Here is a 13,087-nt window from a genome sequence, read left to right on the forward strand (position 1 = left end):
CCAAGCGATTCGACGGCGCTGGCGGCCCTCCCCCTCCCAGTGCATGGACGGCCCGGTGGCCCCGCCCTGTGGCCCCACCCGGTAGCCCTCCCAGGCGCCGGCCGCGAGCGGGGCCCGTGCCGTTCAGGGGGCCCGCATGGCAGAAGGGCCGCGTCCCGTGCGGGGAGCGGCCCTTCTACGCGCGCGTGCGCACTTGCGCGCGTGCGGAAACCCGCGCGGAGTCCTCGCCTACCGGACCTCGGTGATCTCCGGGCCGCGCTGGAGCTGGCCCATGCCGCCGGCGAAGCGGGAGCCCTCCTCCTGCTGCACGCCCTCGGGGACCATCTGCGCGTCGTTCGGCAGCTTGAGGACGATCGGGTCGCGGGGGGCCATCGGGCCGTCGCCGCGGACCACGACCGTGTCCCGGAAGATCTGCTCCAGCAGACCGGCGGCCTGCGGCTGCACCGCGCCCTGGCCCGAGATCACTCCGCGCAGGAACCAGCGGGGGCCGTCCACGCCGACGAACCGCACGACCTGGAAGCCGCTCGTGCCGTCCGGGAGCTGCACCGGGACCTGCGCCCGCAGCTCCCAGCCCAGCGGGCCCTCGACCTCGTCGATGATGCCGCCCTGCTGGGTGATGCCGGAGCCGATCTCCTCGCGCACCTCGCCCCAGATGCCCTCGCGCTTGGGCGCCGCGAAGCCCTGCAGCTGGATGGCGCTGTCGCGCAGCACGACGGTCGCGGCGACGATCGCGTCGCCCGCGACCTCCACCCGCAGTTCCATGCCGTCGACTCCCGGCACGAACAGGCCGCCCAGGTCCACCCGGCCCTCGGCCGGGTCGCGGACCTCGGTGCTGTCCCAGGGCCCGTCGGGCCGCGGTTCGGGCTCGAGCCGCACTCGCTCGCCCCTGTCGTCCGCCTCGGTGTCGACACTGTCGACGACCTGCTCGGCCTCGCCGGCCGCGTCCTCGGCGGCATCCCTGTTCTTGCGACGTCCGAACACGTCACTGTCCTTCCCGGTCGGATACGACCGAAGCGTATCGATTCCCACCCGTCGGGCCGCCCTCGGCGACCTGACCGCTTGTGCCGCTTGCACGGTCCGTCTCGGCGTGACCGCCGGTGGACCCGAAGCCCCCTTCGGCCCGCGTCGAGTCGGGAAGCTCCGCGACCTGACGGAAGCGGACCCTCTCGACCTGCTGGACGACCAGTTGGGCAATCCGGTCGAAGCGCTCGAACCGCACCGTCTCGCGCGGGTCGAGATTCACCACGATCACCTTGATCTCCCCACGGTACCCGGCATCAATCGTCCCCGGGGCATTCACGAGGGCGACACCGCAGCGGGCGGCCAGACCGGAACGTGGGTGCACGAAGGCCGCGTACCCCTCCGGGAGCGCCACAGACACGCCCGTGGGCAGAACGGCCCGCTCGCCGGGCGCCAGTTCGCAGCCGACGGTGGTGCGCAGGTCGGCTCCCGCGTCGCCGGGCTGGGCGTACGTCGGAAGCGGTACGTCGGGGTCGACGCGGCGGAGCGGCACGTCGAGTTCCGGCCTGGGCTCGCGGGGCTCGGGGCTCGGGCGGCTCACGGGTTCACCTCGAAGGCGCGGGTGCGGCGGACCTGGTCCGGGTCGTCCATGGCGGCGCGGATCTCCTCCTCGCGGCCGTGGTCGACGAAGTGGTCGATCTTGACCTCGACGAAGAGGGCGTCGGCGCGGACGGCCACGGGGCCGTCGGGGCCGCCGATCCGGCCGGTGGCGGTGGAGTAGATCTTCCGGCCGGCCACGGCGGTCACCTCGGCCTGCAGGTACAGCGTCGTGTCGACGGGCACCGGCCGCAGGAAGTCGGTCTCCAGCCGCCCGGTCACCGCGATCGTGCGCAGCAGCCAGTTCAGCGAGCCGAGGGTCTCGTCCAGGGCGGTCGCCAGCACGCCGCCGTGGGCCAGGCCGGGGGCGCCCTGGTGGGCGGGCCGCACGGTGAACTCGGCGGTGATCGACACGTCTTCGCCCGCCCGTGCCTGGAGGTGGAGTCCATGGGGCTGGTCGCCGCCACAGCCGAAGCACTGGCCGTAGTGCGCGCCGAGCAGTTCGCCGGGGGCGGGCGCGTCGGGGTGCCGTACGGGTTTCACGGCGTCGGCCGGGGGCTGAAGACCTGGGGAAGTACCACTCACAGGCGCAGACCTTACCCGCGCGTCGGCCGAACTCCGATACCGTGCCAAGCTTGTTCCATGCAGCTCTCCACCGCCCCGTACGAAGAACGCCTCACCGCGCCCCGCTCCTGGTGGCTGGGCTCCTTCCTGGTGGGGGTCTCCTTCGCCCTGGTCCTGCTGCCCTTCGGCACGCTGCCGATGCTGGGCGGCCTGGCCGGCGGGACGGCGGTGGCCGCGGTGGTGGCCAGTTCGTACGGCGCGGTGCGTATCCGCGTCGTGGGCGACTCGCTGATCGCGGGCGAGGCGAAGGTGCCGCTCTCCGCCCTGGGCGAGGCGGAGATCCTCGACCCTGCGGAGGCCCGTGCCTGGCGCACCCACAAGGCCGACGTCCGCGCCTTCCTGCTGCTGCGCGCCTACATCCCGAGGGCCGTACGCGTGATGGTCACGGATCCGGAGGACCCGACTCCGTACCTGTACCTGTCCACTCGCGAGCCGGAGCGGCTGGTGGAGGCCCTGACGGCGGCGAAGGCCGCCGCGGCGTAGCGCACGCGCGGGCTCAGCGCCCGCCGTCACTGCCGGGGCGGCGGCCCGGCTCCTCCGTGCCGGGCTCCTTCGCGCCGGGCTTCCCGGTGCCGAGTTCCTTCGTGAGGCCGAGTTCCTTCGTGAGGGCGCCCATGTCCAGCGCGTCCCGCGGTCCGTCCAGCGTCGGAAGTTCGCCGAGGGCGCTCCACGGCACCTGGTGCTCGCGCAGGTCCGCCCGGATTCTGGCGGCCAGCTTTCTGGTGTCGCGGCGGTTCATGACGGCGCCCACGGCCGCGCCCACCATGAACGGCATCAGGTTCGGCAGGTCGCGCACCATCCGCTTCATGATCTGCTGGCGCAGCTGGCGCTTCATGTGGCTGTTCATCGCCGAGCCGAGGCTCGACGGCTTGGACACGTCGACGCCGCGTTCGTCCGACCAGGAGTTCAGGTACGCGGTACTGCGCTGCGCGAGGCTGCCGGGCGGACGCACGCCGTAGACCTCGTGGAGCTCGGCGATCATCTTGAGTTCGATCGCCGCCACGCCGGTGATCTCGGCGGCCAGTTCGGTGGGCATCGCGGGCGGTACGGGCATCATCGCCGCAGCGCCGACTCCCGCTCCGACGGTCGCCGTGCCCTTCGCGGCGCCAGCGACGAGCCGGTCGGCCAGCTCCTCGGGTCCGAGACCCGGGAACTGCCCGCGAAGCGTCGCCAGGTCCCGTACGGGCACACGCGGCGCCAGGTCGATGATCCGGTCGGCGAGGTGGGCCAGGGCGGCCCTGGCGCGCCGGCCGCCGTTGCGGACCCCCTGTCCGGCCTTGTGCCGGAACGCCGCTGCCCGTCGCCGGGCAGCGGGCGCCGGCGTCTGCGCGGCCGCCGGGAGGTCACCCCGGTCGACCACTGATTCGAGCGAGGCCGTCCCCTTGTCGGTCGGGCCCCGCTCGTCGTCACGCGCGCTGTAGGGACCGTCGGACGGTCCTTGGTCCGCTTCCCGTCGGGAGAAGCGGCGCTTCCAGGGAGGGGTCGAGCCAGTCACGGCCGACCCCGCCTCAGTCGCAGTCGCGGCAGATCGGCTGGCCGTTCTTCTCCCGGGCCAGCTGGCTGCGGTGGTGCACCAGGAAGCAGCTCATGCAGGTGAACTCGTCCTGCTGCTTCGGAAGTACACGGACGGCCAGTTCCTCGTTCGAGAGGTCGGCGCCGGGAAGTTCGAGGCCTTCCGCGGCCTCGAACTCGTCGACGTCGACGGCCGAGGCGGACTTGTCGTTCCGCCTCGCCTTCAGCTCTTCGAGACTGTCCGAGTCGACATCGTCGTCGGTCTTGCGTGGAGTGTCGTAATCAGTTGCCATGGTCGCTCTCCCCCTCTGGGTATCTGCGGGTGTCTCCAGCGCACGTAACGCGTGAGAGGCCGGACTTGTGCCCGACCCGAGGCGGAGATTTTGCCTCACATCAAGGTCTGTTACTCAATCGACACCCAACCGGACTCCTCATGAGTGATCGGCTGGGATGGCGATGGGGACCGTACACGGTCCGAATGCCGCACTTCAAAGGCGTCTCACCGTGTACTTCCCGTGATCAGAACCCCTGAAAACCAGGATTTTCCCGGCTTTCCGACAGGGTGCATGATCACGGAGAGTAGATGGCGGGAAAGCCCCCGTTGTGATCGATCACACAGGTGGCCTCCGGGCCGACGGCCTGGAAATTCCGCTCAAAGCGAACATCCTCGGGTCTCGGTGAGATGTCGGGGTCATGATCTCAGATCGGCAGTGTCACACGCATCACGAGCCCTCCGCCCTCGCGCGGCTGCGCGTAGATGTGCCCGCCGTGCGCCCGGGCCACGGAGCGCGCGATGGACAGGCCGAGGCCGACGCCCTTGTCGCTGCCCGTGCGCTCGGTACGCAGCCGCCGGAACGGCTCGAAGAGGTTGTCGACCTCGTACGCCGGCACCACCGGGCCCGTGTTGGTGACCACCAGGACCGCCTGGCCGTTCTCGACCGCGGTGGTGACCTCCACCCAGCCCTGGGCGGCCACGTTGTAGCGCACGGCGTTCTGTACGAGGTTCAGGGCGATCCGCTCCAGCAGGACGCCGTTGCCCTGGACCACCGCGGCCTCGCGCGTGCCGCGGATCTCCACGCCCTTGGTCTCCGCCTCCGCGTGCACCTGGTCGACGGCCTGGCCGGCCACCTCGGCGAGGTCCACCGGTTTGCGTTCGACGATCTGGTTGTCGCTGCGGGCGAGCAGCAGCAGGCCCTCGACGAGCTGCTCACTGCGCTCGTTGGTGGCCAGGAGCGTCTTGCCGAGCTGCTGGAGCTCCACGGGAGCGTTCGGATCGGACAGGTGCACTTCCAGGAGGGTGCGGTTGATCGCCAGCGGCGTGCGCAGCTCGTGGGAGGCGTTGCCGACGAAGCGCTGCTGGGCGGTGAAGGCCCGTTGCAGCCGCTCCAGCATGTCGTCGAAGGTGTCCGCCAGCTCCTTCAGCTCGTCGTCCGGACCGTCCAGCTCGATCCGCCGGGAGAGGTCGGAGCCCGCCACCGCGCGCGCGGTGCGGGTGATCCGGCCCAGCGGGGACAGCACGCGTCCGGCCATGGCGTAGCCGAAGGCGAAGGCGATCACGGCGAGGCCGAGCAGGGCCAGCAGCGAGCGGCTGAGCAGCCGGTCCAGGGCTACCTGGCGCTGGCGGTCGATGCAGTCGCCGATCGCGGCGTTGAACTGCGACAGCGACAGGTTGCCGTTGGTGACTCCGGGGCAGTCGTTGCTGGTCACCCGGAGACCCTCGAAGTCGACGATCTTGTACAGCGGTTGGTTGCCGGTGCGCACCGCCTGGGCGGCGAGCAGGTAGATGATCGACAGCAGCAGAATGCCGGCGATCAGGAACATGCCGCCGTACAGCAGCGTGAGCCTTATCCGGATGGTGGGACGCAGCCACGGCAGCGGGGTGGCCGACCGCGGGTCCCAGGTGGGCTTCGGAGGCGCCCCGGGGGGCGCGGGTGTCGTCGCCACGGTCGATCAGATCCGGTAGCCGGAGCCGGGGACGGTGACGATGACGGGCGGCTCGCCCAGCTTGCGGCGCAGGGTCATGACGGTCACGCGCACGACGTTGGTGAACGGGTCGGTGTTCTCGTCCCAGGCCTTCTCCAGCAGCTGCTCCGCCGAGACGACCGCGCCCTCACTGCGCATGAGCACCTCCAGCACGGCGAACTCCTTGGGCGCGAGCTGGACCTCCTTGCCGTCGCGGAAGACCTCGCGGCGGTTGGGGTCGAGCTTGATCCCGGCGCGCTCCAGGACGGGCGGCAGGGGCACGCTGGTACGCCGCCCCAGGGCGCGCACGCGCGCGATGAGCTCGCTGAACGCGAAGGGCTTGGGCAGATAGTCGTCGGCGCCGATCTCCAGGCCCTCCACCCGGTCGCTGACGTCGCCGGAGGCCGTGAGCATCAGCACGCGGGTGGGCATACCGAGCTCGACGATCTTGCGGCACACGTCGTCGCCGTGGACGAGCGGGAGGTCGCGGTCGAGGACGACCACGTCGTAGTCGTTGACGCCGATGCGCTCCAGGGCGGCCGCACCGTCGTACACGACGTCGACGGCCATGGCCTCCCGGCGCAGTCCGGTGGCCACCGCATCGGCGAGCAGCTGCTCGTCCTCGACGACGAGTACGCGCACGTCGCTTGTCCTTCCTGTGTCCACCCGCGTAGCGCTTGTCGGCGCACGAGGGCAGGGGGCTGGTGGGTGTGTTGCCTCCATCCTGCCCTTTTCGGCCATAAGTCGGCGGTAAGGCGGGTGGGGGCCGGCGACGACCCGCGGCGTCCGTCGCCGGCCGGGTGGGCCGGGCGGCCGGGTGGGCCGGGCGGCCGGGTGGGCCGGGCGGCCGGGTGGGCCGGGCGGCCGGGTGGGCCGGGCGGCCGGGTGGGCCGGGTGGGCCGGGTGGGCCGGGAACGGCGGTGGGAGCGGGAACGGCGGTGGATGCGGGAATGCGAGATTTTCTCGCGCGGTTGAGGTTTCCGCGGAAGGGAGCGGGGGGAGGACGGCTTTACACCCCGCGATCACGCTCTGCCTGTACCGCGTCACCGCGCGGTATGCCGCGGTCCGCTTCCGCAGGGCGGGCGTGGGTGTCCGGCACCGCCGCCGCCCGGCAGGGCAGCGCCGGGCACTCCACCGGAGACGTGATCGTCCCTTCCGAACGGCACACCCCCGTGCCATCGACCCACGACCCAGGACGAGGGGGCGCAGCATGGACGCTTTCACCGCAGGACTTCTGCAGCGCATAAAGACGACCGAGTCCGACCTGTCCCGGGCCCGCGACGAGGGGGACGAGTTCCTCGTCGAGGTGGAGCTGGGAGAGCTCGACGACCTGCGCCGTCTCGCTGCCGAGCACGGTGTGGAGGTCGGCGCGACCAGCGTCTGATCGGCCCGTGAGCGACGAGGCCCCGACGGGATCCAGCGCCGGGGCCTCGTCGTGCGGGTCGCCGTCCGGCGGTGAACGTCAGCGGCCTTCCGCCACGACGACGAACGACCGCCGCCCGGCCGCGGACCGGCGGGGGAACGTCAGCCGCTCCCCCGCCGGGACCGGACGCGCCGCGCGGGCGGCCCGGCCGGCCGTGGCAGGGCAGGGCAGGGCAGGGCATGGCCTGGCCTGCGGGTCGTCGCGCAGGTCCGAGCGCCGGAATGCCCCACCCGCGCGGACCGGGCGCCGTCGCTCCCCCGCCACGGCGCCCGATCCGCGGGCGGCGCTACGCGCCGAAGTCCGTCAGGAGCCGCTGGAGGGGCTCGAAGACCTCCGGGGTGGCGGCGATCGTCAGGTCCCCGGACGGGCGCTCACCGGGGCGTCCACCGGTCACCGCGCCCGCCTCCCGGGCGATCAGGTCGCCCGCCGCGAGGTCCCAGGGGTGCAGTCCGCGCTCGTAGTAGCCGTCGAGGCGTCCCGCGGCCACGTCGCACAGGTCGATCGCGGCCGAGCCGCCGCGCCGGATGTCGCGCACCAGCGGGATGAGCCGCCGCGCGATGTCGGCCTGCTCGGCACGGACGTCGGCGACGTAGTTGAAGCCGGTGGAGACCAGTGCCTGGTCCAGCGGCGCCGCGGGCCGGCAGGTGAGCCTGCGTTCGCCGTCCCAGGCTCCGGTCGCCCAGGCTCCGCCGCCCAGCACCGCGTGGTACGACTCACCCCGCATGGGGGCCACGACCGCCCCGGCCACCCGCTCGCCGTCCTGCTCGGCGGCGATGGAGACCGCCCAGGTGGGCAGCCCGTACAGGTAGTTGACCGTGCCGTCGAGCGGATCGATGACCCAGCGGACGCCGCTCGTGCCCTCGGTGGCCGAGCCCTCCTCACCGAGGAGGCCGTCGTCCGGGCGGCGTTCGGCGATCAGGCCGGTGATCAGCTTCTCCGCCGCGATGTCCATCTCCGTGACCACGTCGATCGGACTGGACTTGGTGGCGGCGACCGCCAGGTCGGCCGGGCGGCCGTCGCGCAGCAGCTCTCCCGCGCGGTGGGCGGCCTCCTGGGCGATCTCCAGCAGCTCGGCGTGGAGGGGGTCGGGCGTCACGTCGGTCACGGGGCTCCTCACGCGTAGGGGCTGTCGGCGCCCGCGGCGGCGGGCCGGGCGGTGCGGGCGGGGCAGCAGCCGGCCGGGCACAGGTTGTGGCCGGCGCCCAGCGCGCCGAGGGCGCACGGGGCGACCTCCTGCCCGCGCTCGTCCCCGGCCCGCTCCAGGACGAGGTCGCGGACCGCGGCGGCGAACCGCGGGTCGGCCCCGACGGTCGCCGAACGGCGTACCGGCAGGCCCAGCTCCTGTGCCTTGGCCCTGGCCTCCGTGTCGAGGTCGTACAGGACCTCCATGTGGTCGGAGACGAAGCCGATGGGGGCCATCACCACGGCGGGGACGCCGGCCGCGTGGCGCTCCTCAAGGTGGTCGCAGATGTCGGGCTCCAGCCACGGGGTGTGCGGGGCGCCGGAGCGGGACTGGTAGACGAGCTGCCAGGGGTGGTCGACGCCGGTGCGCTCGCGGACGGCGTCGGCGATCACCCGCGCCACGTCCAGGTGCTGGCGTACGTACGCGCCGCCGTCACCGTGCTCCTCGACCGGGCCGGAGGTGTCCGCGGCGGAGGTGGGGATCGAGTGGGTGCAGAAGGCGATGTGGGCGCCGTCCCGCACCTCCTCGGGCAGCTCGGCGAGCGACCGGACGACCCCGTCGGCCATGGGCTCGACGAAGCCCGGGTGGTTGAAGTAGTGCCGCAGCTTGTCGACCTTCGGCAGCTCCAGTCCCTCGGCCTCCAGGTCGGCGAGCGCGTCCGCGAGGTTCTCGCGGTACTGGCGGCAGCCCGAGTACGAGGCGTAGGCGCTGGTGGCGAGGACGAGGATACGGCGGCGTCCGTCGCGGACCATCTCGCGCAGGGTGTCCGTCAGGTACGGCGCCCAGTTGCGGTTGCCCCAGTAGACCGGCAGGTCCAGGCCGTGCTCGGCGAAGTCCTCGCGGAGGGCGTCCAGCAGGGCTCGGTTCTGGTCGTTGATGGGGCTGACCCCGCCGAAGAGGAAGTAGTGCCGGCCGACTTCCTTGAGGCGTTCCTTGGGGATGCCGCGTCCGCGCGTCACGTTCTCCAGGAACGGGACCACGTCGTCCGGGCCCTCCGGGCCGCCGAACGAGAGCAGGAGCAGGGCGTCATAGGGGCTGGCATCGAGCACGTCTGGCATGTCTCGATCCTGCCACCCGCCACTGACAGCGGGAAAACGGTGGGCGCCGATGGTGCGTCCCGCCAGGTCCGCGGGAGTGTTTCCGGGCTGCCCGACGAGTAATCTGTATCGACTGCGTTCGGACCTTACCGAGCACTCCACTGAGCCGTTCCCGGAGACCGCGTTGCCCAGCCCCTACCGCGCCCTGTTCGCCGCCCCCGGCTCCACGGCCTTCTCCACCGCGGGCTTCCTCGGCCGGATGCCGCTGTCGATGATGGGCATCGGCGTGGTGACGATGATCTCGCAGCTCACCGGCCGGTACGGGCTGGCCGGCGCCCTGTCGGCCACCATCGCGCTCGCCGCCGCCGTGGCCGGACCGCAGGTCTCCCGCCTGGTGGACCGGTACGGCCAGCGACGGGTACTGCGCCCGGCGACCCTCGTGTCGCTCACCGCGGCGGCCGTGCTGCTGCCCGCCGCGCACTACGGCTGGCCGGACTGGGTGCTGTTCGTGGCCTGCGTCGGCATCGGCTGCGTACCGAGTCTCGGCGCGATGGTCCGGGCCCGCTGGGCGGCCCTGTACCGGGGCACGCCGCAGCTGCACACCGCGTACTCCTTCGAGTCCGTGGTGGACGAGATCTGCTTCATCTTCGGGCCGATCATCTCCATCGGTCTGTCCACGGCCTGGTTCCCGGAGGCCGGGCCGCTGCTCGCCGCCTGCTTCCTGGCGACGGGTGTCTTCTGGCTGACCGCGCAGCGCGCCACCGAGCCGGAGCCGCATCCGCGCGAGCACAAGGGCGGCGGCAGTCCACTGCGCTCACGAGGGCTTCAGGTCCTGGTCGTCACGTTCGTGGCGACGGGGACGATCTTCGGGGCCATCGACGTGGTCACCGTGGCCTTCGCCGAGGAGGAGGGGCACAAGGCCGCCGCCAGCCTCGTACTCGCCCTGTACGCGGCGGGGTCGTGCACGGCGGCCATGATCTTCGGGCTGCTGCGCTTCGCCGGGCCGCCGGAACGCCGCTGGCTGCTGGGCGTCTGTGCGATGGGCGTGAGTATGATCCCCCTCCTACTGGTCGGAAACCTGCTGTTTCTGGCCGCGGCGCTGTTCGTTGCGGGTCTGGCCATCGCTCCCACGATGATCACGACGATGTCCCTCATCGAAGAGCACGTACCGCGCACGCGGCTCACCGAGGGCATGACCTGGGTGAGCACCGGCCTGGCGGTCGGGGTCGCGCTCGGCTCCTCCGCGGGCGGCTGGGTGATCGACGCCTCCGGGGCGCGTGCGGGGTACTGGGTTCCGGCGGTCGCCGGGGCCGTCGCGGTCGTGGTCGGTTTCCTCGGGTACCGCCGGCTCAAGCGGCCGGATCCGCGTCGGGGAGGGACCGTTGAGCAGCACACGTACGGCGAGCGGGAAGACGAACGGGAAGAACGGCACATGGCGTAACTGGGGCGGCAACGTCTCCGCGCGCCCCACGCGGGAGGTCGCTCCCGCCTCCGTGGAGGAACTGGCCGAGGCCGTTCGCAGGGCGGCCGGGGACGGGCTGCGGGTCAAGGCGGTCGGCACCGGGCACTCCTTCACGTCCATAGCCGCGACGGACGGAGTGCTGATACGTCCTCACCTGCTGACCGGCATCCGGGCCATCGACCGCGACGCCATGACGGTCACGGTCGAGGCCGGCACACCGCTCAAGAGGCTCAACCTGGCGCTCGCGCGCGAGGGCCTGTCGCTGACGAACATGGGCGACATCATGGAGCAGACCGTCGCCGGAGCCACCAGCACCGGCACCCACGGCACGGGCCGCGACTCGGCCTCGGTCGCCGCCCAGATCCGGGGCCTGGAGCTGGTCACGGCGGACGGCTCGGTCCTGACCTGTTCCGAGCGGGAGAACCCGGAAGTCTTCGCCGCTGCCCGGATCGGGCTGGGAGCGCTGGGCGTCGTCACCGCGATCACCTTCGCCGTGGAGCCGATCTTCCTGCTCACGGCCCGCGAGGAACCGATGCCGTTCGAGCGTGTCCTCGCCGAGTTCGACGAACTGTGGACCGAGAACGAGCACTTCGAGTTCTACTGGTTCCCGCACACCGGCAGCACCAACACCAAGCGCAACAACCGCAGCGCCGGCCCCGCGCAGCCGGTGGGGCGGCTCCAGGGCTGGTTCGAGGACGAGTTCCTGTCCAACGGCGTCTTCCAGGCGGCCAACCTGGTGGGCCGCGCGGCGCCCGCGGCCATCCCCGCGATCGCGCGGATCTCCAGCAAGGCACTGTCCGCGCGGACGTACACGGACACCCCCTACAAGGTCTTCACATCCCCGCGCCGGGTGCGCTTCCTGGAGATGGAGTACGCCGTTTCGCGTGAGGCCGTCGTCGAGACGCTGCGTGAGCTGAGGGCGATGGTCGACCGCTCCCGGCTGCGGATCAGCTTCCCGGTGGAGGTGCGCACTGCCCCGGCCGACGACATCACGCTGTCCACGGCCTCGGGCCGCGACAGCGCGTACATCGCCGTCCACATGTTCCGTGGCACGCCCTACCAGGCGTACTTCACCGCCGCCGAGCGCGTCTTCACGGCGCACGGGGGGCGGCCGCACTGGGGCAAGATCCACACCCGCGACGCCGAGTACTTCTCCCAGGTGTATCCGCGCTTCGGCGAGTTCACGGCGCTGCGGGACCGTCTTGACCCGGATCGTCTGTTCCGGAACGACCACTTGCGCCGGGTTCTGGGGCCGTAGCCGAGGCGTCGGGGGCCGGGCTCGTGGCGTCGCCGGAGCCCTCCTCCCCGGTGACGTCGGGGGTGGGCGTCGGGCTGGTCGCCGTACCGCCGTCCTCCTCGGACGTGCCGTCCGACGACGTGCCATCGCCGGTTCCGCTCGGGGTGCCGGACGGGGTGGCCGCCGGGTCGTCGCCGGAGCCGGAGTCCCCCGAGCCACCCGGCCCACCGGATTCCCGGGAGTCCTCGGAGTCCTCGGACCGGCCCGAGTCGCCGGAATCGCCCGACTTCGCCGGATCCCTGGACGAGGACTCGTCGTGACCGGAGAAGGCGCTGCCGACGGTGGTGCTGTGACCGCCGCCCAGGCTCTCGCCTGCGGCGACCTCGTACGCGGTGATCCCGGCCATGGTGACGCCGAAGACGAGGGCCGCGGCGACCACCGGGCGCTTCCAGCTCGTGGTCCGGGCGCGGTAGACGGTGCCCTCGGTGAACTCACCCGGGCCCGCCGCCGTTCGCCCGCCGGCCCCCACGGCGCCGACGGCGCGCTTCACCCGGAGCTGCTCGCCGGTGCGCTTGAAGAAGTGCTGGAGGACGGAGCCTCCGCAAGTGGCGATGACACTGATCAGGCCCGCGCCGAGGATCGTGCCGTACACGCCGAAGGAGGAGGCGAGTTTGGCCGCCACCACGGCCGCCAGGGCGCCGCCCGCGACCTGGGGCACGTTCAGGTCGATCCGCTTGGACTTCACCTCCGTACGCACATCCGCCTCGCCTGCGTCATCGGGCTTTTCACGCATCCCCGGACCTTGCCTGTCTTTCCCGTACGTGATCGATCAACTGCACGAGAAAGGGACGTGCGGACGAAACCATTAGTTCCGTTTCTGGTGATTCCGTGAAGTACGCCACGCCCGAGAGCACGGAAATCGCGCCAGGAACGGCCGAGCACCCCTCTCACCGGAAGTCGGGCGGCGCGGCGATCCACGCACGTGGCCCGAATGGAGTACTGTTGCGAGCCCTGGGTCCGGTCTCCCGACAGGGGGTTCGGGTCCAGGAACGCGAAGGACCGCCGGGAGGGGGCTAGTTGCGCAGGGTGA

14 protein-coding genes are annotated in these 13,087 nt (G+C 72.0%); 4 read left to right on the top strand and 10 right to left on the bottom strand.

Going from position 1 to position 13,087, the window contains the following annotated elements:
• Positions 1-228: 228 nt before the first annotated feature.
• Genes ACH4NX_RS20590 through ACH4NX_RS20600 form a run of 3 tightly spaced genes read right to left on the bottom strand, consistent with a single transcriptional unit; the run spans position 229 to position 2,142 of the window.
• Positions 229-981, bottom strand: coding sequence for a DUF3710 domain-containing protein (locus tag ACH4NX_RS20590; protein ID WP_351392800.1), 753 nt, complete (start codon positions 979-981; stop codon positions 229-231).
• Between the two features lies 1 nt (position 982).
• Positions 983-1,561 carry a dUTP diphosphatase gene (dut, locus tag ACH4NX_RS20595; RefSeq protein WP_351392798.1) on the bottom strand — a complete coding sequence of 193 codons (579 nt, stop codon included), beginning with the start codon at positions 1,559-1,561 and terminating at the stop codon, positions 983-985.
• The gene (locus ACH4NX_RS20600) at positions 1,558-2,142 is read right to left on the bottom strand and encodes a PaaI family thioesterase (RefSeq protein WP_351392795.1); all 585 of its coding nucleotides are present in this window, start codon (positions 2,140-2,142) and stop codon (positions 1,558-1,560) included. Before ACH4NX_RS20600 ends, dut begins: the two co-directional genes overlap by 4 nt.
• 57 nt (positions 2,143-2,199) lie before the next feature.
• On the opposite strand from ACH4NX_RS20600, the gene ACH4NX_RS20605 reads away from it, so the two are divergent.
• Positions 2,200-2,664, top strand: coding sequence for a DUF3093 domain-containing protein (locus tag ACH4NX_RS20605; protein ID WP_345596821.1), 465 nt, complete (start codon positions 2,200-2,202; stop codon positions 2,662-2,664).
• Positions 2,665-2,677: 13 nt separating this feature from the next.
• On the opposite strand, the gene ACH4NX_RS20610 is transcribed toward ACH4NX_RS20605, so the two are convergent.
• From ACH4NX_RS20610 to ACH4NX_RS20625, 4 genes are all read right to left on the bottom strand, one after another.
• Complete coding sequence (locus tag ACH4NX_RS20610) at positions 2,678-3,676, bottom strand: hypothetical protein (protein WP_398128142.1); 999 nt, start codon at positions 3,674-3,676, stop codon at positions 2,678-2,680.
• A 13-nt stretch (positions 3,677-3,689) separates the two neighbouring features.
• On the bottom strand, positions 3,690-3,986 hold the full coding sequence (locus tag ACH4NX_RS20615) for a DUF4193 domain-containing protein (protein ID WP_003993510.1): 297 nt from the start codon (positions 3,984-3,986) through the stop codon (positions 3,690-3,692).
• 406 nt (positions 3,987-4,392) lie between these two features.
• The gene (locus tag ACH4NX_RS20620; protein WP_351392787.1) at positions 4,393-5,637 is read right to left on the bottom strand and encodes a HAMP domain-containing sensor histidine kinase; all 1,245 of its coding nucleotides are present in this window, start codon (positions 5,635-5,637) and stop codon (positions 4,393-4,395) included.
• A gap of 6 nt (positions 5,638-5,643) precedes the next feature.
• Entirely contained in the window at positions 5,644-6,297 is a 654-nt protein-coding gene (locus ACH4NX_RS20625; protein WP_003993508.1) for a response regulator transcription factor, read from the bottom strand.
• Between the two features lie 568 nt (positions 6,298-6,865).
• Between ACH4NX_RS20625 and ACH4NX_RS20630 the strand changes: the two genes are divergently transcribed.
• On the top strand, positions 6,866-7,039 hold the full coding sequence (locus tag ACH4NX_RS20630; protein WP_279564697.1) for a hypothetical protein: 174 nt from the start codon (positions 6,866-6,868) through the stop codon (positions 7,037-7,039).
• A 325-nt stretch (positions 7,040-7,364) separates the two neighbouring features.
• Here the strand turns inward: ACH4NX_RS20630 and ACH4NX_RS20635 are convergent, their stop codons facing one another.
• Both ACH4NX_RS20635 and ACH4NX_RS20640 read right to left on the bottom strand, forming a co-directional pair.
• A complete protein-coding gene (locus ACH4NX_RS20635; RefSeq protein ID WP_351392783.1) occupies positions 7,365-8,183 on the bottom strand; it encodes an inositol monophosphatase family protein in 819 nt (272 codons plus the stop codon).
• 8 nt (positions 8,184-8,191) lie between these two features.
• A complete protein-coding gene (locus ACH4NX_RS20640) occupies positions 8,192-9,319 on the bottom strand; it encodes a ferrochelatase (protein ID WP_398128143.1) in 1,128 nt (375 codons plus the stop codon).
• A 163-nt stretch (positions 9,320-9,482) separates the two neighbouring features.
• Here ACH4NX_RS20640 and ACH4NX_RS20645 point away from each other — a divergent pair, with 163 nt between their 5' ends.
• Together ACH4NX_RS20645 and ACH4NX_RS20650 are read left to right on the top strand one after the other, a co-directional pair.
• Positions 9,483-10,739 (top strand): MFS transporter, encoded by a 1,257-nt coding sequence (locus ACH4NX_RS20645; RefSeq protein ID WP_351392778.1) that lies wholly within the window; start codon positions 9,483-9,485, stop codon positions 10,737-10,739.
• Positions 10,681-12,018 (top strand): D-arabinono-1,4-lactone oxidase, encoded by a 1,338-nt coding sequence (locus ACH4NX_RS20650; protein WP_398128144.1) that lies wholly within the window; start codon positions 10,681-10,683, stop codon positions 12,016-12,018. Before ACH4NX_RS20645 ends, ACH4NX_RS20650 begins: the two co-directional genes overlap by 59 nt.
• Here the strand turns inward: ACH4NX_RS20650 and ACH4NX_RS20655 are convergent.
• Positions 11,942-12,790 (bottom strand): hypothetical protein, encoded by an 849-nt coding sequence (locus ACH4NX_RS20655; RefSeq protein WP_398128145.1) that lies wholly within the window; start codon positions 12,788-12,790, stop codon positions 11,942-11,944. The genes ACH4NX_RS20650 and ACH4NX_RS20655 overlap by 77 nt on opposite strands.
• Positions 12,791-13,087: the final 297 nt, after the last annotated feature.

This window comes from Streptomyces sp. NPDC017225 (assembly GCF_044331465.1).
Lineage (GTDB): Bacteria > Actinomycetota > Actinomycetes > Streptomycetales > Streptomycetaceae > Streptomyces.